Source organism: Nocardia sp. NBC_00403, assembly GCF_036046055.1.
Taxonomy (GTDB): Bacteria; Actinomycetota; Actinomycetes; order Mycobacteriales; family Mycobacteriaceae; genus Nocardia.
The window spans coordinates 6,295,421-6,315,739 of record NZ_CP107939.1 but is presented as its reverse complement, the minus strand read 5'-3'; the positions used below and the strand labels follow the sequence as shown (position 1 = coordinate 6,315,739).

Annotated in this window: 13 protein-coding genes and 1 pseudogene; 13 read left to right on the top strand and 1 reads right to left on the bottom strand. The window is 66.2% G+C overall.

Annotated features, from left to right (window positions below):
• Window positions 1-139: 139 nt before the first annotated feature.
• The 4 genes and pseudogenes from OHQ90_RS28030 to OHQ90_RS28015 all read left to right on the top strand — a co-directional run.
• Window positions 140-307: pseudogene (locus OHQ90_RS28030) on the top strand (acyl-CoA dehydrogenase); the annotation flags it as partial.
• Window positions 289-1,041, top strand: a complete 753-nt coding sequence (locus OHQ90_RS28025) for a PIG-L deacetylase family protein (protein WP_328402476.1) — start codon at window positions 289-291, stop codon at window positions 1,039-1,041. The pseudogene OHQ90_RS28030 and the gene OHQ90_RS28025, both read left to right, overlap by 19 nt.
• Window positions 1,038-1,670 carry a class I SAM-dependent DNA methyltransferase gene (locus OHQ90_RS28020; RefSeq protein WP_328402474.1) on the top strand — a complete coding sequence of 211 codons (633 nt, stop codon included), beginning with the start codon at window positions 1,038-1,040 and terminating at the stop codon, window positions 1,668-1,670. The genes OHQ90_RS28025 and OHQ90_RS28020 overlap by 4 nt, the downstream gene beginning before the upstream one ends.
• A gap of 162 nt (window positions 1,671-1,832) precedes the next feature.
• Window positions 1,833-2,000, top strand: coding sequence for a hypothetical protein (locus OHQ90_RS28015; protein ID WP_328402472.1), 168 nt, complete (start codon window positions 1,833-1,835; stop codon window positions 1,998-2,000).
• On the opposite strand, the gene OHQ90_RS28010 is transcribed toward OHQ90_RS28015, so the two are convergent.
• Window positions 1,985-3,205, bottom strand: coding sequence for a PucR family transcriptional regulator (locus OHQ90_RS28010; RefSeq protein ID WP_328402470.1), 1,221 nt, complete (start codon window positions 3,203-3,205; stop codon window positions 1,985-1,987). The two genes, OHQ90_RS28015 and OHQ90_RS28010, sit on opposite strands and share 16 nt — an antisense overlap.
• An 887-nt stretch (window positions 3,206-4,092) precedes the next feature.
• Between OHQ90_RS28010 and OHQ90_RS28005 the strand changes: the two genes are divergently transcribed.
• The 9 genes from OHQ90_RS28005 to OHQ90_RS27965 are packed head-to-tail and all read left to right on the top strand — an operon-like array spanning window position 4,093 to window position 20,297.
• The gene (locus tag OHQ90_RS28005; RefSeq protein WP_328402468.1) at window positions 4,093-4,302 is read left to right on the top strand and encodes an acyl carrier protein; all 210 of its coding nucleotides are present in this window, start codon (window positions 4,093-4,095) and stop codon (window positions 4,300-4,302) included.
• 60 nt (window positions 4,303-4,362) lie between these two features.
• On the top strand, window positions 4,363-10,305 hold the full coding sequence (locus tag OHQ90_RS28000) for an aminotransferase class III-fold pyridoxal phosphate-dependent enzyme (protein ID WP_328402466.1): 5,943 nt from the start codon (window positions 4,363-4,365) through the stop codon (window positions 10,303-10,305).
• Window positions 10,302-11,156, top strand: coding sequence for a hypothetical protein (locus tag OHQ90_RS27995; RefSeq protein WP_328402464.1), 855 nt, complete (start codon window positions 10,302-10,304; stop codon window positions 11,154-11,156). The genes OHQ90_RS28000 and OHQ90_RS27995 overlap by 4 nt, the downstream gene beginning before the upstream one ends.
• A complete protein-coding gene (locus OHQ90_RS27990) occupies window positions 11,153-11,419 on the top strand; it encodes an acyl carrier protein (protein WP_328402462.1) in 267 nt (88 codons plus the stop codon). The genes OHQ90_RS27995 and OHQ90_RS27990 overlap by 4 nt, the downstream gene beginning before the upstream one ends.
• Window positions 11,416-13,137, top strand: a complete 1,722-nt coding sequence (locus OHQ90_RS27985) for a fatty acyl-AMP ligase (protein WP_328402460.1) — start codon at window positions 11,416-11,418, stop codon at window positions 13,135-13,137. The genes OHQ90_RS27990 and OHQ90_RS27985 overlap by 4 nt, the downstream gene beginning before the upstream one ends.
• Complete coding sequence (locus tag OHQ90_RS27980; RefSeq protein ID WP_328402458.1) at window positions 13,134-14,711, top strand: cytochrome P450; 1,578 nt, start codon at window positions 13,134-13,136, stop codon at window positions 14,709-14,711. Before OHQ90_RS27985 ends, OHQ90_RS27980 begins: the two co-directional genes overlap by 4 nt.
• Window positions 14,708-17,605 (top strand): PEP/pyruvate-binding domain-containing protein, encoded by a 2,898-nt coding sequence (locus OHQ90_RS27975; RefSeq protein WP_328402456.1) that lies wholly within the window; start codon window positions 14,708-14,710, stop codon window positions 17,603-17,605. Before OHQ90_RS27980 ends, OHQ90_RS27975 begins: the two co-directional genes overlap by 4 nt.
• Window positions 17,602-18,894, top strand: a complete 1,293-nt coding sequence (locus OHQ90_RS27970) for an aminotransferase class I/II-fold pyridoxal phosphate-dependent enzyme (protein WP_328402455.1) — start codon at window positions 17,602-17,604, stop codon at window positions 18,892-18,894. Before OHQ90_RS27975 ends, OHQ90_RS27970 begins: the two co-directional genes overlap by 4 nt.
• Window positions 18,891-20,297 (top strand): nucleotidyltransferase domain-containing protein, encoded by a 1,407-nt coding sequence (locus tag OHQ90_RS27965; RefSeq protein ID WP_328402453.1) that lies wholly within the window; start codon window positions 18,891-18,893, stop codon window positions 20,295-20,297. Before OHQ90_RS27970 ends, OHQ90_RS27965 begins: the two co-directional genes overlap by 4 nt.
• The last annotated feature ends 22 nt before the right edge of the window (window positions 20,298-20,319 follow it).

The window sequence follows — 20,319 nt, the reverse complement described above, 5'->3', positions numbered from 1 at the left end:
CGATACGGGGATGTCGGTGTGATCGCTCGAGTTCTGGTCGTCGGTCCGGTTCGGGATGAACAGCGGCTGTTGTCCGCCTGCCTGACGACGCCGGCACGCGCTGCCGAGCGGGTGGATGTTCCGGTTCGGACCCAGCGACCGTGTCGGGCGCGCACTCGGCGCTGGTCCACTGTGTACGGATGCCGAGCACGCGCAGCGTGTCGCCGACCTCACCGTCTACCTCCGCCAGAGTCATGCGGAGCGAGACCTGGCCGATCTCGGCCGCGATTACGCGGAAAAGGAGTTCTCATGGTTGCCGAGCCGATGATCGATCTTGCTGTTCGCGGTACTCCGGACGATGTCTGGGCGCCGTGGCGGCATCGTCGCCGTGAACTGTCCCTCGTCGGGTGGCGACACTTGGTTGTCGTTGCTCCGCATCCCGACGACGAGATACTCGGCGCCGGTGGTTTGATCACATTGGCGCGCTCGACCGATGTGCCGGTCACGGTGGTCACCGTGACCGACGGAGAAGCTTCACATCCCGGTTCGCCCACCTGTTCGCCGACCGAACTCGCCGATCTACGTGTCCAGGAATCTCGGCGTGCGGCAGCCGAACTGGGTTTCGGACCACCCATTCGGCTGCGAATCGGAGACGGCGCCGTAGCGGCACAGCAAGCGGCGGTGACCGATGCCCTCGCGGAGATCCTCACCGCATGTGGGCGCACCGGCGCCTGGTGTGCGACGACCTGGCGGCGTGATGGTCACCCCGACCACGAAGCCGTCGGCCGGGCCGCAGCCGCGGCGTGCGCCGGCACCGCGACCCGATTGCTCGAATTTCCGGTGTGGATGTGGCACTGGGCGACACCCGAACACCCCCTGGTCCTCGTGACCCGCGTGCGGACGTTGACGCTGCCGGAGGTCGTCATCAACGCCAAGTCGCGCGCGATCGCGCACTTCCGCAGCCAGACCAGCGCCCTGTCGGACGATCCCGCCGACCAACCGATCCTGCCGCCGCACCTGCTCGACCGCTTCACCGGCGCGACAGAAACGTTCTTCGTATGAGCGAGACACGCCTGACAGCAGGCTATTTCGACGACATGTACGCCCGCGAATCCGATCCGTGGGGGTTCACCACGCGCTGGTATGAACAGCGCAAGCGGGCACTGACCATGGCGGCACTACCGAAGCCGCACTACCGCAATGCATTCGAACCCGGCTGCTCGATAGGCACCCTCTCCGCCGAACTCACCACCCGTTGCGATCGACTGGTGTGCACCGATGTTGTGGCGCAGGCGCTCGATTCGGCCAAGGCCCGGGTCGAGCGCCTGCCCTACTCCACGCGAGGCACCGTCGAATTCCGCCGCTGGGCACTCGGCGAGGAATGGGTCGACGAGCGATTCGACCTGATCGTCTTCAGTGAGGTCTGCTATTACCTCGACGCCGCGAGCCTCCGTGCAGTGTTCGACCGCGCCGTCGAACACCTCGAACCCGGCGGCACTGTGCTGTGCGTGCACTGGCGACGAAAAGTGCCGGAGTACCCGATGTCCGGTGATCAGGTCCACGCGATCGCGTGCACTACTCGCGGCTTGTCGACGCTGGCGCACTACCGGGACGAGGACATGTCCATCGATGTCTTCACGGCGGTCGATCACGAGCCGACATCCGTCGCGCAGGCCGAAGGGATCGGGTGACACACCGCCCGTTCAGCCCTAGGAGCAGACCGCATTCGACCACATACTGCGCACCGTCCACGACCGCATTCCGCCGGACTGAACCGACTGCCCGGCAGTCGGCGGTGCCCGCCGCGCGGAATCCGTTCGAGGAGGCAACTTGGTCCACATCGCGATGTTCGGATGCTCTCGAAGTCGGTGGATATCGCCTCGACCGTGCTGCCTGCCGCGTGGTGGCTCAGCGCGGTGGCCACGTCGGCTTGGGCGATGATGCCGACCAGCCGTCCACTGTCGAGCGCCGGGAGGACGATCCCGGTGATCGCGCTGATGTGGCGTCAGGTGGTTCGGTAGGTGCGGGCGACCAGGGCCGAACGCAGGTACCAGAGGCCGGAGGGTTGAGAGGGGTCGAAGCCGGTGAGTTGGCCGATGCGTTTGAGGCGATAGTCCACGGTGTTGGTGTGCACGTGCAGGACTCGGGCGGTGCGCTGGCGGTTGAGGTTGTTGCCGATGTGGCGTTGCAGGGTTTCCAGTAGTTCGGGGTGCTCGTCGAGTGGATCGAGCAGTGAGCCGAGGTATTCGCGTCCCGGACCGGGGCGGGTGAGCTGGTATTCGAGTGCCAGCTCGTCGAATCGGTACATTCCGGGCACCGCTTGTAAGCGCTGCACCATGTCGAGCAATTCGTGGGCTTGGTCGGCGGCGTTCGGGATCTGTTCGGGGGTGGCCTGCACCAGTGTCGCGGTGATGCCGACCTGCGCGGCGTGTGAGAGCAGGTTGACCAGGGTGTCGAGGCCCTCGTTGTCGAAGGTCGCCGAGGGAATGAGAATGGTGCCGCCGTCGACGCTGAGCAGCGACAGCGCGCTGTTGCCGCAGCGGGTCGCCAGCTCGGCCTGAACTCGGCGGAGTTTGCGTCGGGCCACGACCTGACGGTCGAGGGCCGGGTTGCCTTCGTCGCGATGCGCCGGAATCGCCGCCGCGACAACGACATAAGACTCGGCGATGGCGATCCCGCATTCACGCGCCATGGTCGAGGTGCTGTGCCCGCCCAACAGTGCCGAGGTGAGCGTGTGGACGGCAGTGTGGTGTTCGCTGACCACCGCGCGCAGTTCCCTGACATAGGCGACCGAGACCGCCGAGGTTATCATGTCCAGCATTTGCACCACCATGTGGGCGCCGTCGACCAAATTGTCGTAATCCTTGATGGACGCGTTGGAGACCACCAGGTTGAGGCCCATCTGGAAGCCCTCGTGGATGGAGTGGTGGATCGTATCGATGGGCACGCCCTCGCGTGCCCATCCGGCGGCGGCGTCCTGGAGCCGCTGCAGCTTCTGCGGGATGCCTTGTCCGTCGAGCATGCTGACCGCGAGCTCGAGGCAGGTCCTGGTGATGGTGGTGACGTCACCGGAGATGGCATCCACCGGCAGTGTGCCGCAGGGGATGACATTTTCCACGAAGTGACCGACCATCTGGCGCGATAGCGTCCGGACATCTTTCAGCGGGGACGACATCGGCTGACCTGCCAAGGTCAGACTCGGCCAGGTCGAACTGTCGACGGACATTGGCGACTCCTTTGCCCCCGGGATAGCTGTGCAGGGCATTCACAGTAACTGTCCGAAGCGGGGCGTGGATCGATTCGCGATCTTCTGTGACAGCGAGGGGGACCGGTCGGTGCGCCCATGTGAAGGGCCACAGGCGTCATGGGGGCTACTGGCGAGTAATGAAAGCCGTCACACCCGGTTGTCGGACCGGAAGTTTGCGGGACGTTCTGCCGTGGCGGCGGGGCCTCGACGGCGAGGTAAAAAGACTGTTAAGCAACTTCGCATTCTTCTCGAATTATGATAGAGCCCAATTCAATTGAAAAATACCGATGGGTTGGTATGGAAGTGTCGCTGACCGACCTGTGAACCTCGCGTGAACAGCGAACTTTACAAAAATAGGACATGTTCCACTCTATCGTGGCGGAATTGAAATCTTATCTGTGACAACGAATCTCAGAATTTGTTGTCTCAGACGCGGCGTGTCCAGCTCTTGTTTCCGGGGCGTGACACCACGTTTCGCGCACTGCGCAGGATCTGATTAGCTGAATAGTTGCTCATCCGTCAGACGGGCTGTGCTGCAGCCGTTTTCGAATTGCAGGCCGCAAATCGACGGTGTACAGATGGGTGCATGCGCCGATGTTGTCGATAACGGTTGTGCAAGTTGACGAGATATGAGACATAACAGTCTTGATTGCCGATATCGGAGGGCAAGTGATCGCAGTCTCGGCGGGCGCCGAATCCTGCGCTACCCAGGGGAAACACTTTTACCGCGAGTCGATGGCAAACCCATCGGTCCGCATTCTGCTCACGGGGGAAGCGGAAGATTCCAGCGCAACGGGAGGTGCGAAATGATGGCGACACAGATGGTAGGCGAGCGCGTGTGTGAACTATTTCGACACGGTCTTCAAGTGGCCGAGATCGAGATAGACACACCGTTGCTGGATTATGGCTTGGACTCGGTCCGCTCGGCCGAACTCGTGATCGATCTCGAGCGAGCCTTCAGCATCGAGATCTCCGACGAGGAGGCTTCGACGCTGCACACCGCACGCGCGGTGATCGACTGTGTGTCAGCGAAGACCGGGCAAGCAGCAGTCCGCCGCGCGAAAGTCGGAGCCTAGGCCGTGACTTCGAATACGCACTTGTCGGATGCAGCGTCGAGCAGTCCCTTGGTATCCGAAGTGTTCGATGATTTCGCGCGATACAACCGCCCCGGCCTGGCCCGGCTACTGCGCGCCTGTCACCTCGACATGATTTACCCGGGCGCCGAGGGGGATTGGTTGATTCGCGCTGACGGTTCCCGGATATTGGATCTGGTCGGCGGGTTCGGCGCAGCGCTGTTCGGGCACAACCATCCGGCACTGGTGCGGGTGGCGACAGCGCGGCTGAATCAGCAGTCGCCGTTCGTGTCTCAGGGCAGCGTCCGCCCCGGCGCGGCCCGGCTGGCCCGCCGACTGTCCGAGTCGGTCGGCACGGCCACCGATCGCGAGTACGTCGTGACCTTCGGTGCTACGGGTGCGGAAGCGGTGGAAGCGGCCATCAGGCACGCGGCGGTGGCGCATGCCCGTTCACTCACCGACCTCGAGACCGAGTTGCGTCGCACCCTGCGTCGCGCGCGCCGTGACGGGCTGCACGACGTGCGCCCGATCGTCGTCGCAGGGGCTGACGATGCCGCGGACGACCGCCGATCAGTGGCCCAGCTGCTCACCGACTCGCTGCACGAGATCGAGGAGATGCGCCGTCGCGGACCGATTTTCGTCTCGCTGGCGGGCGCATTCCATGGCAAGACGGCAGGCGCATTCGCCCTGACCGAGCAGGCTGACACGCCACCAGATCTGGTGGTGCCGGGCCCCGAACGACGCAGGCTGGACACGTGGTCGCCGCGCGAAGTGGCCGCGGCGTTCGCCGGCGAGCTGCGGCCGGTGTGCCGAATCGGCATCGACAGCGGGGGTCGCCCCGTGCGGTCCTGGATGTCGATCTCGCCGATCGCGGCGGTGTTCGCCGAACCGATCCAGGGCGAGGGCGGTGTCCGCGTGGTGCCGGCCGAGACGCTGCGTGCGCTGCGTGCGCTGGCCGACTTGCACACGGCTGCCTTGGTTTTCGACGAGATCCAGTCGGGGATGGGCCGCACCGGAACATTCCTGGCGTCGGCGCCCTCGGGTGTGGTTGCCGACTACTACCTGCTGTCCAAGTCGCTCGGTGGCGGATTGGTGAAGATCTCTGCGCTGCTCGTCGATCGCGCACAGTCGATCGGTGATTTCGGCAGGTATCACACGTCCACTTTCGCCGACGACGAGTTGTCGTGCGCGGTTGCCGATGCCGCCCTGGACCTGCTGCGCGACAACCAGATCCGGATATCCGACGCTGGAGCTCGATTGCGGGCCCGGCTGGATGCGGTGGCGAGTCGCTGGCCGCGCGCGGTCGCAGGAGTGCGCGGCCGCGGGCTGCTGCAGGGCATCGAATTCATCCCTCCGGAGCCGGAATCCGCACTGCTGCGCGAAATCTGCGATCCGGACATGTTCGGGTACATGGTCGCGGGCTACCTGCTGCACGCCCACGACATTCGAATGCTGCCGACCCTGTCCGCACCGACCACCCTGCGTATCCAGCCCTCGGCCTTCCTCGCCGAGTCCGAGATAACTCGGTTGGCGACGGCGCTGGACGAGGTGGCGGCACTGTTGCATCGCGGCGACCTGGCCCCCCTGCTCGCACACTTGTCGAGCCCGGTGACGACGAATTGGCCACTGCCCGAACGGGCATCGCCCTCGGTGAGGCGCACCCACGAGGTCGCGAGGGACTGGAACGCACCGACCAGGGTGGTGTTTCTTGCCAACTTACCCGAGGCCGCCGACCTGCGACGGTTCGCTCCCGAACTCGCCGAATGGTCGGACATCCAGTTCGCCGCATTGTTCGAACGCGTGCGCGGAGTGGCCGATCCGTTCGAACTGACCAGGCAGATAGTCACCTCGCCGACCGGCGCCCAGGTGGAGGTGTGCCTGATCGCGGTGCCGATCTCGGCCGAGCAGATCATCGAATGCCTGCGGGCCGGGCATCGGGCCTGGGTGCGCGATCTGGTGCTCGAAGCGGTGGAGCAGGCAATCGAGCTCGGCGCCACCGTGATCGGGCTCGGCGGTTACACCTCCATCGTCACCGATGCCTCCCGCGACGTGGTGGAGGACGCCGTCACGGTGACCTCGGGGAACTCGCTCACCGCAGCATCCGCCTACGAGGTGGTACGCGCGGAGCTCGCCCGGCTGGAGCCGGGTCGACGACGGGTCGGCATTCTGGGCGCGCTCGGCAATATCGGCGCGGTGATGGCCGAACTTCTTGCCCCACTGGCAGATTCGGTGACCCTGATCGGGCGCACCGGATCGGCGAAGCGACTCGACCGGGTCGCCGCAACGCTGGAGGGAACGGTCGAGGTCAGTGAGGACCTGGCCACGCTGCGCGACTGCCACATTGTTCTGACCGCCACCAACTCGGCCGTGCCTGTGGTCACCGCCGAGTCGCTGGCCGACGACCATCGAGTGCTGGTGGTCGATCTCGCGGTCCCCGGCGACGTGGATCCCGCGGTGTCCGATCGTCCGAACATCACCCTGGTCTCCGGCGGCCGTATGGCGCTGCCGCTCGGCCAGACACCTCCGTTTCCCGAAACCGGGCTGCCCGGCGGGGTCGTCTACGCGTGTATGGCCGAAACCATTCTGCTCGGCTTCGAGCCGCACACGGCGAGTCCCTCCTATGGTGGCCTGTCCGCGGCGGGCGTGCGCGCCGCCCGCGACCTCGCCGCCCGCCACGATGTGCGCCCGGTTCTGCTTCCGACAGGAGCCCCCACCGTGCCCCACCCCGCTTCCACCCCGTTACCGGGCCCGATGTACCTGGGCGCCGCCGATTTCACGGTCGAGAAGGCCGGCGGCAAGGCAGGCACACTGCATGAACTGATCGTCGCCGGATTCGAAGTGCCGCCGGGATTCGTCGTCACCGCCGATCTCGACCTCGCCGAGGTCGCCGACGAGGATCTCCAACGCTGGGTGCAGGCAGTCGGCGGATTCCCGGTCGCCGCGCGTTCCAGCGGCGTGCTCGAAGACCTCGACGATGCGAGCTTCGCCGGCCAGTACGAATCCTTCTTGGACATCACCGATGCGGCGACGCTGCGCGGGTATATCACGCAATGCCGTGAGTCGGTGCACAACGAACGCGTCAGTGCGTACTTGTCCCGGCACGGCTACCGCGAGGCCGGTGCGTCGGTGGCGGTGCTCGTGCAACGAATGATCGATGCCCGGTGTGCCGGTGTCGGTTTCAGCATCGACGCACTCACCGGTATCGAAGACCACGCGGTGGTCGAATGCTGCAACGGCCTCGGTGAACGCCTGGTCGCCGGGCACGTCACGCCGACGAGGTACACGCTGCGCCTGTTCGGCGGTGAGTTGGTAGCGCGCGACGCAGGCGGCGAAGACGTCGAATTGGCGTCGGCCGCCATCGCCGAACTCGCGGCGCTGATGCTTGCGGTGCAGGCGCATCGACATCGCCCGCAGGACATCGAATGGGCCATCGATGGCGCGGGAAAGCTGTGGCTGTTGCAAGCCCGGGCCATCACGGCCATCTCCTGGCGCACCGACATCGACCAGTTCTCCGACGCCGACCTGCGTGACGGTGGCGTCTCGGCGCGGGTCTGCACGCCGATGATGTTCTCCTTGTACGACAACGCATTCCAGTTCTCGATGCAACAGTTCTTCGAGCGCCTGAGGCTGGCGGACCCGAACGAAGAACCCGACTGGATGGCGATGTACTACGGCCGGGCCTACTGGAATGTCAGCGCGGTCAAGAAGTGCTTCCGGCGCATCCCTGGCTTCGACGAACAGCATTTCGACGACGACCTCGGTGTGCTCAACGAGTATGGGCCCGAGGGGCCAGTCCGCACCCCGAACAACCCGAAAACCATTGCCCGCGCACTGCCGGTCGCGCTTGCCGTACAGCAGAGCTACCGTGCGCAGCTCGACGAGGTCGCCGCATTCGCCGCCGAATGGCCCGCGAAGTACGCGGTATGGCGGGATCGGGTACGCGAATTGCCGCACACCGACGAGGCTACTTTCGTCGCGGACCTGGCCGATTGCCTGCTCACCTTCCATGCGGCCACCGAACGCACCTACTTCACCACCATCTACAACAACTCCAGCGTGCAGACCGATTTCAAACAACTCCTCGACAAGGTCGACGCCGCGTCCGGCGGCAGCACCTCGGTTATCGATCTGATGGGCGGGCTCGCCGATATCAGCCACATGCAGCTGCAACGTGGCATCGTCGAATTGCATCGGGTGGCCACCGATCACGGCCTCGACAGCGCCGAATGGACCACAGCACTCGACGCGTTCCTCGATGAGCAGGGGTTCCACGCCGACGCGGAACTCGACCTCACCAGCCCACGCTGGTCGGAGGCGCCCGAGCGGGTGCGATCGATGATCGCGACGATGCTCGAACACGGCACCCCGCCCGCGGATCCCGATGTGACGCTGGTGGATCAGCGCAGGCGCTACGAAGACGAGCTCGCGGCGGTGCGCACGCGAGTGCGCGCCAAGCCGATCACCCGACTCAAGCACGCCAAGGCGTTGGACAAGCAGGTCGACCGGATGCGCAGGTACCTCGTTGCGCGCGAACGGATGCGGGAGTTCTCCTCCCAGTGCTACGCGATCGTGCGCGCCTATGTCGTCGAGTCCGGGGTCCGGTTGGCGGCGGCCGCAACCATCGAGCAGGCAGACGACGTGTTCCAGCTGTCCATCCATGAGCTCACCGATCTCGCCGCCGGACGCATCGACGTCGCCACACTGGCACCGCAGATCGCTTACCGCCGTGCGGTGTACGCCGGATATCGTGATCTCTTGCCGCCGCACGAGCTCGGCGGCGGCGTCACCGTCGGCGCGATCCGTGAAATCGGTGACGGCGACCTGACCGGACTCGGTTGCAGCCCCGGTATCGCCGAGGGCACTGCGCGGGTGATCACGTCACTGGCCGACATCGACCAGCTGCGTGCGGGCGACATCTTGGTCACCCGGTTCACCGACCCGGGCTGGACCCCGGCGCTCGGCCTGGTCGCGGCGGTGGTGACCGAGGTCGGCGGGATGCTCTCGCACGCGGCGGTCATCGGGCGCGAGTACGGCATTCCCGCGGTGCTCAATGTCGCCGGGGCCACCTCGGTTGTTCGGTCGGGGCAACGGATTCGGGTGGACGGCCGCGCGGGTGTGGTCAGCGTGCTCGACCGCGAGGCCTCGACGGAGTCGGCCGCCGCCCCAGGGACCGGTTCGGCGGCGCATTCCACGACATCCACGGCGGCGCAGCCTGGGACAGCAACGGCGGCTCCGCGCGCGAGGGTGCCGGTCGATGAGCCGACGGCCGACGCGACGGAATTGCCGACCGCAGCCGTGGCGATCGTGCCGGATGCCGGGACAAGAGCGCCGAAAGACACCGCGCCACTGGCGCACCCGACTCGCAGTAGGGATGAGCAACTGAGCGCACGCAAACGCCTGATCTGCATCGCCGGTGGCGACGGCTCGGGCAAGACCACGCAGGTGGCACGAATCGCCGCGGAGTTCGAGGCACAGGGGCAGACCGTCGCTGCGGTGACGATCTGGGATGCGTTCCTGGATCCGAAGGTCTCCTCGAAGCTGCCGTGGCGCGGCCCCGCCGAAATCTACGGCTACCTGAAGTTGTTGTCGCCGCTGAGTCGCGCGCACTTTCTGTTCCACGCGATGCAGCTGTCGTTCGATCTGGCCGCCGAGCGCGGCGTGGACATCATGCTGGCGAATGCTTACTGGTACAAGTACTTTGCCACCGAGGTGGCGCACGGCGGTGACCCCGCGGTGCTGCGGCAACTTGCGGCGGGCTTCCCGGAGCCCGACCGCACCTTCTACCTGGCCGTCAGCCCGCAGGATGCACTGGGGCGCAAGCAGTTACGCAGTGACTATGAAAGCGGCTACGGCGACGAGGCAGCCTTCCTCACCTTCCAGCAACGCAGCCATGATGCCCTGGAGGCGCTGTCGGAGGAGTTCGACTGGGTGCGCCTGGACGGCACCGCTGCGCCCGCCGACATCACCGAGGCCGTGCTCGCACAGCTGCGGGAGGACGACCGATGACCCCGACATCCACGCGCCGCGTCGCCATCGTCGGCATCGACGGCGCGGGCAAGTCTTCGGTGATGGCCCGCCTGCGTGAGCTCGCACCGGCCGGGGACGGGTCTTTCGCGTCGATGACATGCCCCGACTTCCACAACACCAGAAACGTGCCGCTGACCGAGCTGTCCGAGCAGCTCAAGGCATTCAGCGTCGGCTGTGACGAAATCTCCAGTCTGGAGATGAAGGCCACCGCGATGTACCTGCAGATGACGCTGTTCGGCCCGGTCGAACGGCATTTCGTGCAGACCTGGTCGCCGGATGTGCTGGTGTTCGAACGGCATCCACTGATCGAACTGCTCGTCTACGGTCCGCTGTACGTCGCGCTCGCGCGTCCGGACTGGAACGGCCACGACCGGCAGGACGAGATCGCCGCTGTGTTGGAGCGGCACCGGCCCGGCACCTTCGCCGACATCCTGGCCTGGCAGCGGTCGGAGTCGACCCGCATCGGCAGCTCACCCGATATCTGGGATCTGCTGTCGGAAATCGCGGATCTGGTGCGACGGGACGTGACCGCGTCCGTGCCCGGTTTCGCTGCCCGCTTTCGCACCACACTGCCCGATGCCGTGCTCTGGCTGGACGCTCCGCCCGAGCAGGCCGCGGCGCGGTGCGCTGAACGCTCGGGGGACGGGCCCACTGAGGCCCATGAAACAGCAGAGCGGCTCGCAGCCCTGCGTGACGGATATCTACGGGTGCGCGACACCCTCGCCGCGGCCTTTCCCGAAGTGGGATTCCACCGCATCGACACCGGCGACGGTGTCGACATCGAGGAGTCGGTGCGCGCCTGTGTGACGGAAGGGAAGTTACTCGGTTGAACACACGGACTCCCGACAATGCGGGAATCCCGGCGGCCGACGTCGAGGTGCGGGTGCGCGCCGTCGTCGCCGAGGTGCTGTGGGTCTCGGCGGACGATCTCGACGCGTCCACACCACTGATCGACTACGGCCTGGATTCCCCGACAGCCATCGAACTGACGATTCAGCTGGAGCAGGCGTTCGGGATCGATATTCCCGAAGATGCTGCGGCACAGTTGAACACGATCGGACAGATCGTGCACTACGTGAAGGACCAGTCATGATCGGCGGGCTCGAGCCCCAGCGGCCCAGCATCGTGCACGCGCTACTGGCCAATGCCGAACTGGGGGCCGACGCTCCCGCCACCGTCTTCGTCCCGGAGCGCGCCGTCGACGGTGCGGGCGACGTGAGCTGGCGGCACGACGAACTTGCGGCGGCGGCGGCCCGGGTCGCCGCAGGTCTGGCTGCCGAAGGCGTCGGTCCGGGCGACCGCGTCATGCTGTGCCTGCCCACCTCACCCGAGTTCGTCACCGCGTTCTTCGGTGCGCTGCTGCTCGGTGCGGTACCCACGGCCGTCGCCACGCCGGGTGGCTTCGGCTCGGCAGACATTTTCCTGGACAAGTTCACCCGCCTGCTCGGCTATCTGGAACCGGCGGCGGTCGTGGCGAGCGTGGCAGTGCTGAACGCCGCACCGATGCCGGACTCCGTGGCCGCGATCGACGGTGCAGTGCTGCACGCACTGGCCTGCGCACCGGATGCGCCCGCGCTGCCCCCGCGGTTGCCTGCCCCCGGCGATCTGGCGTTCATTCAAGCGACCTCGGGTTCGACGGGCACACCAAAGGGGGTGCAGATCACGCACGGCAACGTGGCTGCCAATTGCGAGCAGATCGCCGCGGCTGCGGCAATGGGTCGCGGCGACACCTGGGTGGGCTGGCTGCCGCTGCATCACGACATGGGACTCATCGGCGGCTTCCTGACACCGATGTTCCGTGGCTTCGACGCAGTTCTGATGCCGCCGAGCAGATTCCTGCGCAGCCCGGGGGACTGGCTGCGGGCGGTCGGACGCTATCGGGGAACCCTCACTGCCGCACCGAATTTCGCCTACGGCTATGCAGCGGCACGGGTGCCGGATGCGGAACTGGCCGAGGTGGATCTGTCCAGCTGGCGATTCCTGTTCTGTGGCGCGGAGCCGATTCACCCGCCGACCGTGCAGCACTTCGTGGACCGCTTCGTGGCATGGGGGTTGCCGAAGGACGCATTGGTGCCTTGCTACGGCATGGCCGAAGCATCCCTCGCGGTCACCGTCGCCCGCCCGCACACGCCGGTGGCCTTCGACTCGGTGTCGCGCGAAGCATTGACCGGAAGCGGTGTGGCGCTGGATGTTCCGGTCGGTGACCCGGATGCGATGCAGATCGTGGATTGCGGCGCGCCGGTGGACGGGACCGAGGTGCGAATCGTCGACGCGGATGCGGTCCCGTGCGGCGACGACATCGTCGGACGCGTCCAATTCCGCGGCCCGTCGACCACGGTCGGCTATTTCCGCTTGCCCGAGGCGACCGAGGCGGCCACCCGCGATGGCTGGTGGGACACCGGCGATATCGGGTACCTGCGCGACGGCCGATTGCGGATCACCGGCAGACACAAGGATTTGATCATCATCCGGGGCGCGAATTACCTGCCCACCGATTTCGAGATCGCGGCCCAGGAGGTGGCGGGTGTCCGGCTCGGCGGTGTCGCGGCCGTCGGTCACGCCGATACCGCGGGTCTGTCGGAGGAACTGCACCTCATTGTCGAATCCGGCTCGGACGCAGCACAACACGACGCGTTGCGCAGGGCGGTGCGCGTCGCAGTGAGCAAGCGGACCGGAGTGCTGCCTGCCGGGGTGCGGGTGGTGCCACCGCGCAGTATTCCCAAGACCACCAGCGGCAAGGTGCAGCGTGCCGAGGCGCGACGCCTGTTCTTGCTCGATGACGGCCTGATCGATGCCGGGGGTGCCGCATGACTGCTTCGGCGAAGGTTCGCCGCTTGGATGGCCCCACGCTACGACACCCATTGGGCGCCTATCTCGAATACCGCAACGACCCGCTGACGCTGTTCTACGAACAGGCCGTCGCTCACGGTGGCAGCGTGCGGCTGCGACTGGCGCACCAACATGTGCATCTGCTGGTCGAGCCGGAGCACATCAACCAGGTGCTGGTCGGCAATGCGACCAAATACGCAAAGGGGATCAGCTATCAGAGCCTGAACCACCTGCTCGGCCCCGGCCTGCTCACCAGCGGCGGCGAACTGTGGAAGCGGCAGCGCGCATTGATCAAACCGGCCTTCGCTCGCCGTCACGTGGAGACCGAGATTCCGCTGATGGTGGCATGCGGAGAGCGAATGCTGACCAGACTGGACGCGCTCGCCGCGCACGGCGAGGTGTTCGATCTGGTCCCCGAGGTGATGGGGTTCGCCGCCGACGTGGTCTGCCGCGCGGTCATGGGCGCCGATATCGACGGTGTGCTGCCACAGATCGAAGACGATGTGCGCGAGGGGGTTTCGTGGGTGATGGGCCACATGGCCGCGCCCGTTCAGCTGCCGCCCAGCGTGCCGACGCCCGCCAATCGACGCTTCAACGGCGTGCGCGCTCGACTGCATCGCGTCGTCGACGACGTCGTGCACAAGCACCGCCAGGCCGAATCAACGGACGCGACATCGCTGTTGGCCCGGTTACTCGCGGCCCGTGACGACGCGGGCCATGCCATGGACGATGAACAACTGCGCCACGAGGTACTGACCTTCCTGCTGGCCGGTCACGAGACGACCGGCGGCGCGATGGCGTGGACCATCTACGAACTGTGCCGAAATCCGTTGGTACTCGGCCGGATCCGTGCCGAAATCGACACGGTGCCGAAAGCGTCGACCGAGCGGGGGCGGGAGTCGAACCGCGCAGCTCGTGTCGGTGGGCCGAGCGGAGTGCCCGGCACTCACGGGTTGGCCGACGTAGACCGTGTCGGTGTGCCGAGTGCCGTGTCGGGCCTCGGAGGATCGGGGGCCGAACCCGGCGTCGACCGGCCCAGCGGCGCAGACAGAGTCGGAAGCATCTCCGCACACACGTTGCCGTCCCTCGAACTGACCGGCCACGCGATCGACGAGGCCATGCGTCTGCATCCGCCCGCCTGGGCCTTCAGCCGGACCGTGCTCGAGCGGGACAGTTTCGACCGCTTCGACCTCGAACCGGGCTCGATCGTGGTGATCAGCCCGTTCGTGAACCACCGGTGGCCCGAATTCTGGGACTCACCACTGACCTTCGACCCGGACCGGTTCACCAAGGAACGAAGCAGGGCTCGTCCGCCCTTTCACTACTTCCCGTTCGGCTGGGGCGCGCACCTGTGCGTCGGCCAGCATATGGCGCTCATGGAGGTGCGGGTCGGCATCGCGATGCTGCTGTCCCGCTACGACATCGAGCTGGTGAACGGCATCCGGGTTCGGGAGAACCCGGAAATCTCCAACACCCCCGACCCGGTTCTGGTGCGGCTGACCCGACGCAAGCCGTCGGTCCCAGTCGCCAGGACGATCCAGGAGGCTGCGCAATGACCGAAACAACTCTCGGCGCGGTCGTGCAGGCCGCCGTACTGGCGGATTCGGCCACTGCGCAGACGAATACCGGTCGGGTAGGGGCGAAGGCCGCCAACCTCGGACGCCTGCTGGCCGCCGGCCACCGAGTCCCAGCCTTCGCGGTCCTGAGCACGGATGCGTGTGCTCGCATCGTCGCCCCGGTCGCCGGCTCCATCGCCGACCTACTGGCAACCCTCGACCACACCGATCCCACGTCGCTGCGGTCGGTGTCGGCGGCGATCTGCGCACTGATCACCGCTCGGACCTTCCCGAATGACATTCGCGCCGAGCTCGACGACGCCGTCGACGCGCTCGTCGAGCCCGGCCCGCGATCGACCGCCCGCGCGGCGCGCACGGTCGCACAGTCGGCCGATGCCCAGCACGGCAAGGCCGTCGTCGAACACTCCGCAACATCGCCCGGGCCCGAAGGGCACTCGGCTTCGGAGACGGCTGGAACCCGCAACAACAGCGTCGTCGGTTCGGGAGGCCGAGTGCGGTTGGCGGTGCGCTCGTCGGTCAGCGGCGAAGATTCGGCAACGGACTCCTTCGCGGGTCAGCTCGACACCCTCCTGAACGTCGCGCCCGAGGGCGTCGCGGCGGCGGTGCTCGATGTTCTCGCCTCGGCGTACTCGGAGCGATCCCTTTTCTACCGGGCACATCGCGGCCTGGACAACGCGGCCATCGACTGCGCCGTCCTGATTCAGGTCCTGGTCGACAGCGCCGTATCAGGAGTGGTCTTCAGCTGTAACCCACAGACCGGCGACCCCGCCGAAGCGGTGGTCTCCGCGGCCCTCGGCCTCGGGGAAGGCGTGGTTGCGGGCACCGTCGAATGCGACACCTTCTTCGTGGACAACGCGTCGCGCACGATCACCTCACGGGTCGTGGCGGACAAACAGAGCAGAGTCGTCGCCGAATCCGGTTCCGGCACCACGATCGGGCAGTTGGCCGACACCGTCGCCACCGCCGCATTGACCGACCTCCAGGTGCTCGACCTCACCGCCACCGCCACCGGACTCGCCGAAACCTTCGGTGCGCCACAGGATGTCGAGTGGGCATATGACGCCGACGGCACCCTCTTCCTACTCCAGGCACGACCGGTCACTGCGACCGGTGCGCGCGAAACCATCTTCGACAATGTCAATGTCGCCGAGTCCTATCCCGGTATGTCCAGCCCGCTGACGTTCTCCATTCTGCGGGCCGCCTACGAACAGGTTTTCCGCGCCTGCCACCGGGACTTCGGCGCCACCGAAACCATCGTGGAGCGCAATGCCGCGAGCCTCTATCCGTACCTCGTCGGCACCGCGCACGGCCGCATCTACTACAACATCAGCAACTGGTATCGGCTGTTCCTGCAGATCCCCGGAATGGAATTCGCCATCGAAGGCTGGGAAGCGGCGCTCAATATCGAGAACCGCTACCAGCGCCCCGCCGCACCGAAACGCGGCATGGCCCGCGTGCGGATGTACCTGTTGCGGTTGCGGGTCATCGCGATCATCGCCTTCGGCTGGTTGCGGCTGCAACGCCGGTTGCGGGCATTCTTCGTCGAGCTCGCCGCGTTCACCGCAGACATCGACCACCGGCTCGCGCCGGAAACACCGGAGCGGGAGCGTGATCCGCATGCACTGCTGGAGTGGATGGAACGCTGCCTGCACGAGCTCGTCCCCGCGTACTCGGTACAGATTTTCAACGATTTCATTGCCCAACAGATGTTCCATGTCGTCGGTCTCCTCCTCGAACGGGAAGGTCTCGGCGAAGCGGAAGCGATCACCCTGCGCAATGAATTGTTCTGTGGGGAGGAAGGCGTCGACAGTGTCGACCCGGTTCGCTCGGCACTGACCCTGACCGCCATCGTCCGCGACGATGCGGCCCTGCGCGAACTGTTCGAGGGCCCGCTGGCACCGCCGCAGGTGTGGAAAGCGCTGGCACAGCCCGGGTTCACGGACTTCCACGCCGCCTGCCTGCGTCACATCGCCCTGTTCGGCGATCGCACCGTCGACGAACTGAAACTGGAAACCGACCCGCTCGGCGAACACCCCGAACGGCTGGTGCCGATGCTGCGCAACTACCTGCGCGGTGGTCAGAACATCGACGAGATGGCGGCGCGGGAGAAACTCATTCGGCGTGCGGCCGAAGACACCGCCGCCACGGTATTCCGCGGAAAGTTCGGCAGGCGCATGGTGTTCCGATTCGCGCTGGCTCGAGCCCGTGAGCACGTGAAGCAGCGGGAGAACATGCGCCTTGGCCGCAGCCGCTCGTTCGGGCTGGTCAAACGGGTGTTCCGCGAGTACGGCAGGCAGCTGCACGCAACGGGTCTGCTCGAAGCGCCGCGCGACATCTTCTGGCTCACCTACGAGGAGATCGCGGCACTGACCCGGGGCACCGCGGTCGACACCAACGCGGCCCGCACCGTCGCCACCCGCAAACGTGACCACGAAGTCTGGCACACCGAGGAACTGCCGTCCCGGATCATCACCTCGGGCATCGCCGCCACCACCATCAACGACCCGTCCTTCGATCACCCGACTCCTACCGTGACCTCCGGTGCCGTGCTCCGCGGAATCGGCTGTGCACCGGGACGAGTCGAAGCACCCGCGCTCGTTCTCGCGACACCGGACCCGGACGTTGTCCTCGACGGCCAGATCCTCGTCGCCTCGACCACCGACCCCGGCTGGGTGTTCCTGATGGTCGCGGCGGGCGGGCTGGTCAGTGAGAAAGGCAGCGTGCTCTCCCACACCGCCATAATCGGCCGTGAGCTGGGCATCCCCACCGTCGTCGGCGTCGCGGGCGTCACCCGCCGGGTGTCCAGCGGGGACACGCTGATCCTCGACGGTAAGGCCGGAACCGCAACCATCGTTCAGGAGGAAGGGCCATGACCTCCACCGAAGCCGTCCACGGCGAGAATTTCAGCCTCGAGCACTACCTCGATCCCGCCGCCCATACCTTCGAACAGCGCTTCGATGAATTCCGGCCCTACGTCACCAAGGCACGCGGCACCGGATTCGTTTTGCGCGAGATCACCGGTCCCGCGGGGGCCGTTGTACAGGTACGCGATCCGGGCAGCACCGAGGTCCGTGACCTGATCATGCTGGGCTCCAACAACTATCTGGGCCTGGGCAACGAACCGGAGATCGTCGAGGCGGCCGTCGCGGCGACCCGCGACTTCGGCATCGGCTGCGGCGGGCCACCACTGCTCAACGGCACCACCTCGGTGCACCGGCGGCTGGAGGAACGCCTCGCCGAGACCAAGGGCTGCGAATCCGCGCTGGTGTTCTCCTCCGGCTATGCCGCGAACGTGGGCTGGGTGACCGGACTGCTGCGCAAGGGCGACATCCTGCTCTATGACGAGCAGAGCCACGCCAGCCTCTACGACGGCATCCAGCTCGGCCGGGTGCGCTCGATGGCGTTCGATCACAACGATCTTCGGCATCTTCGGCACCGGCTGATGCAGATCCGTTGGCGCAACCCGGGTGCGAATATCGTGGTCGCCGTCGAGGGCGTGTATTCGATGGACGGCGATATCGCGCCGCTGCCGGACATTCGGACGCTGTGCGATTCCTTCGGCGCCTGGTTGGCCATCGACGACGCGCACGGCACCGGCGTGCTCGGCGCTCGCGGGCACGGCACCGCCGAGCATTTCGCTATGGGCGACGGCTCGGTGGAGCTGTACATGGGCACCTTCTCGAAGGTGTTCGCAACCACCGGCGGATTCGTCGCCGGATCCACCGATTTGGTCGACACTCTGCGCTTCTTCGCGCGCTCCTACATGTTCTCGGCCTCGTTGGCGCCCGCAGTGGTCGCCTCGGTGCTCGCCTCGATCGACTTCATCGACGCGCACCCAGAACGCATCCGCCAATTGCACGACAATGTGGGCTATTTCGTGCAGGAACTGCGCCGCATGGGCTTCGCCGTCGACCCGCAGACCGCGATCATTCCGATCCTGGTGCCGCCGCGGCTGGCGGTGGCGGAGGTGGTGGCCGCGCTGCACACCGAGGGCGTCTTCGTCAACGGTGTCGAGTTCCCGGCCGTCCCCCGCGACCAGCAACGACTGCGCGTCAGCATGATGGCCACCCTCACCCGCGACCAGCTGGACTTCGCGCTGGAAAAGATTTCGACCGTCGCTCGACGCTTCGGTTTTCATCCCGAACAGGAAGGCAGGCCATGACCGCATCCGAGATCGCCGCGGGCGGAAGTGCCGCCGAACGGCTGCTCGTGCACGCGGCGCTGGCTGCGCCGAGCACCGACGAGCGTGCCGAACTGGCCAAGCTCGCGCACGAAATATCCGACTGGTTCGAGGTTTTCGAGCTCGCACGGGTCAATGCGACCGTGCCGCTGGTGCAGCGGCGATTGGCAGCCGAAGAGTTGTACCACTTCGTCCCCGAGGAGGTGCGTGCGCGATTCGCCGACCTCATCGAACGTATCGCCGCCGCGAATTATCGGCGTCTGGAGGGTGCGCTGGAATTGTTGCGCCGGTTCGACGAACGCGGTGTGCGCTGCGTTGTGTTGAAGGGCATGTTGTTCTCCTCGGAGATCTACCATGATCCGCGCTACAAGCGGATGAACGACCTCGACATCCTCGTCGAACTCGACCACGTGGATACGGTTATCGAGATCTATCGCGAGATGGGTCTTTTCGCTACGTCCGAGCTGCTCGGCAAGGCGCCGAAAGTGCGCGCCGAGCGCTCGCATCATCTCCCGTCGTTCGTCTCCGGGGACGGCGCGCTGGTCGTCGGCACGCACTGGGGCCTGATCACTCCCTTGGCCGGGTATCGCATCGACTATCCCGCGATCTGGGATCGTGTGCGTCGCATCGACTTCTACGGTGTGCCGGCCTGGGCCATGTCGAACGAGGACAACCTGCACCACTTGGGTGTTCATCTGCCCTATTACAAGACCGGGGTCCGCGAACTCGCCGATATCTGGAACCTCGCCCGCCACGCCGCATCGGACCTGGACTACGACCTGCTCGCCGCCGAGATAGCGAAGGCGGGCAGTGAAAGCCTGATGTATCACGCACTCTCGCTGACGCATCGCCTGGTTCCGATTCCGGACTTCGCGGCCCTCCTCGCGCGGATCGCCCCGCGGATCAACCGGTTCACCCGATACGACACCGCACGCAAGACCGCCGACCTGCACACCCTGTTACGTAGCCGCTCGACACACACCTCACGAATCGAAAAGGCCTACACCGAGTTCAACATGACGGCGCTCGCGCACGAGAAGCGCGCGGCGTTCGGGCGGCTGTGGTCGGATCTACTGCTTGTGCCCAGCGGGGAAGCGGCGAAGATGAGCTCGCTGCGGGAACCGTCGACGCTCTCGGGCCTCGGTGCCAGGGTCGCCGCACCGTACCGGCTCACCCGGGTTTTCCAGCGCGACCTCGGTCGCTGGCTGTTCCCGGCGGCCTTGGCGAAGACCGTGTTCGACCTCGGTGCCGCTTATGGTCTGGAACTCGCGGGGAGAGCGGGTATTGCTGCGGCGCACCGGGATCGACCGGGAATCGACGAATACGCGGCGCAACTCGGCCTGACCCGCGCCGATCTCCAATCGGTCCTGGATAGTCAGGATTAACGCTTCCCCTGTCTGAAGGCAG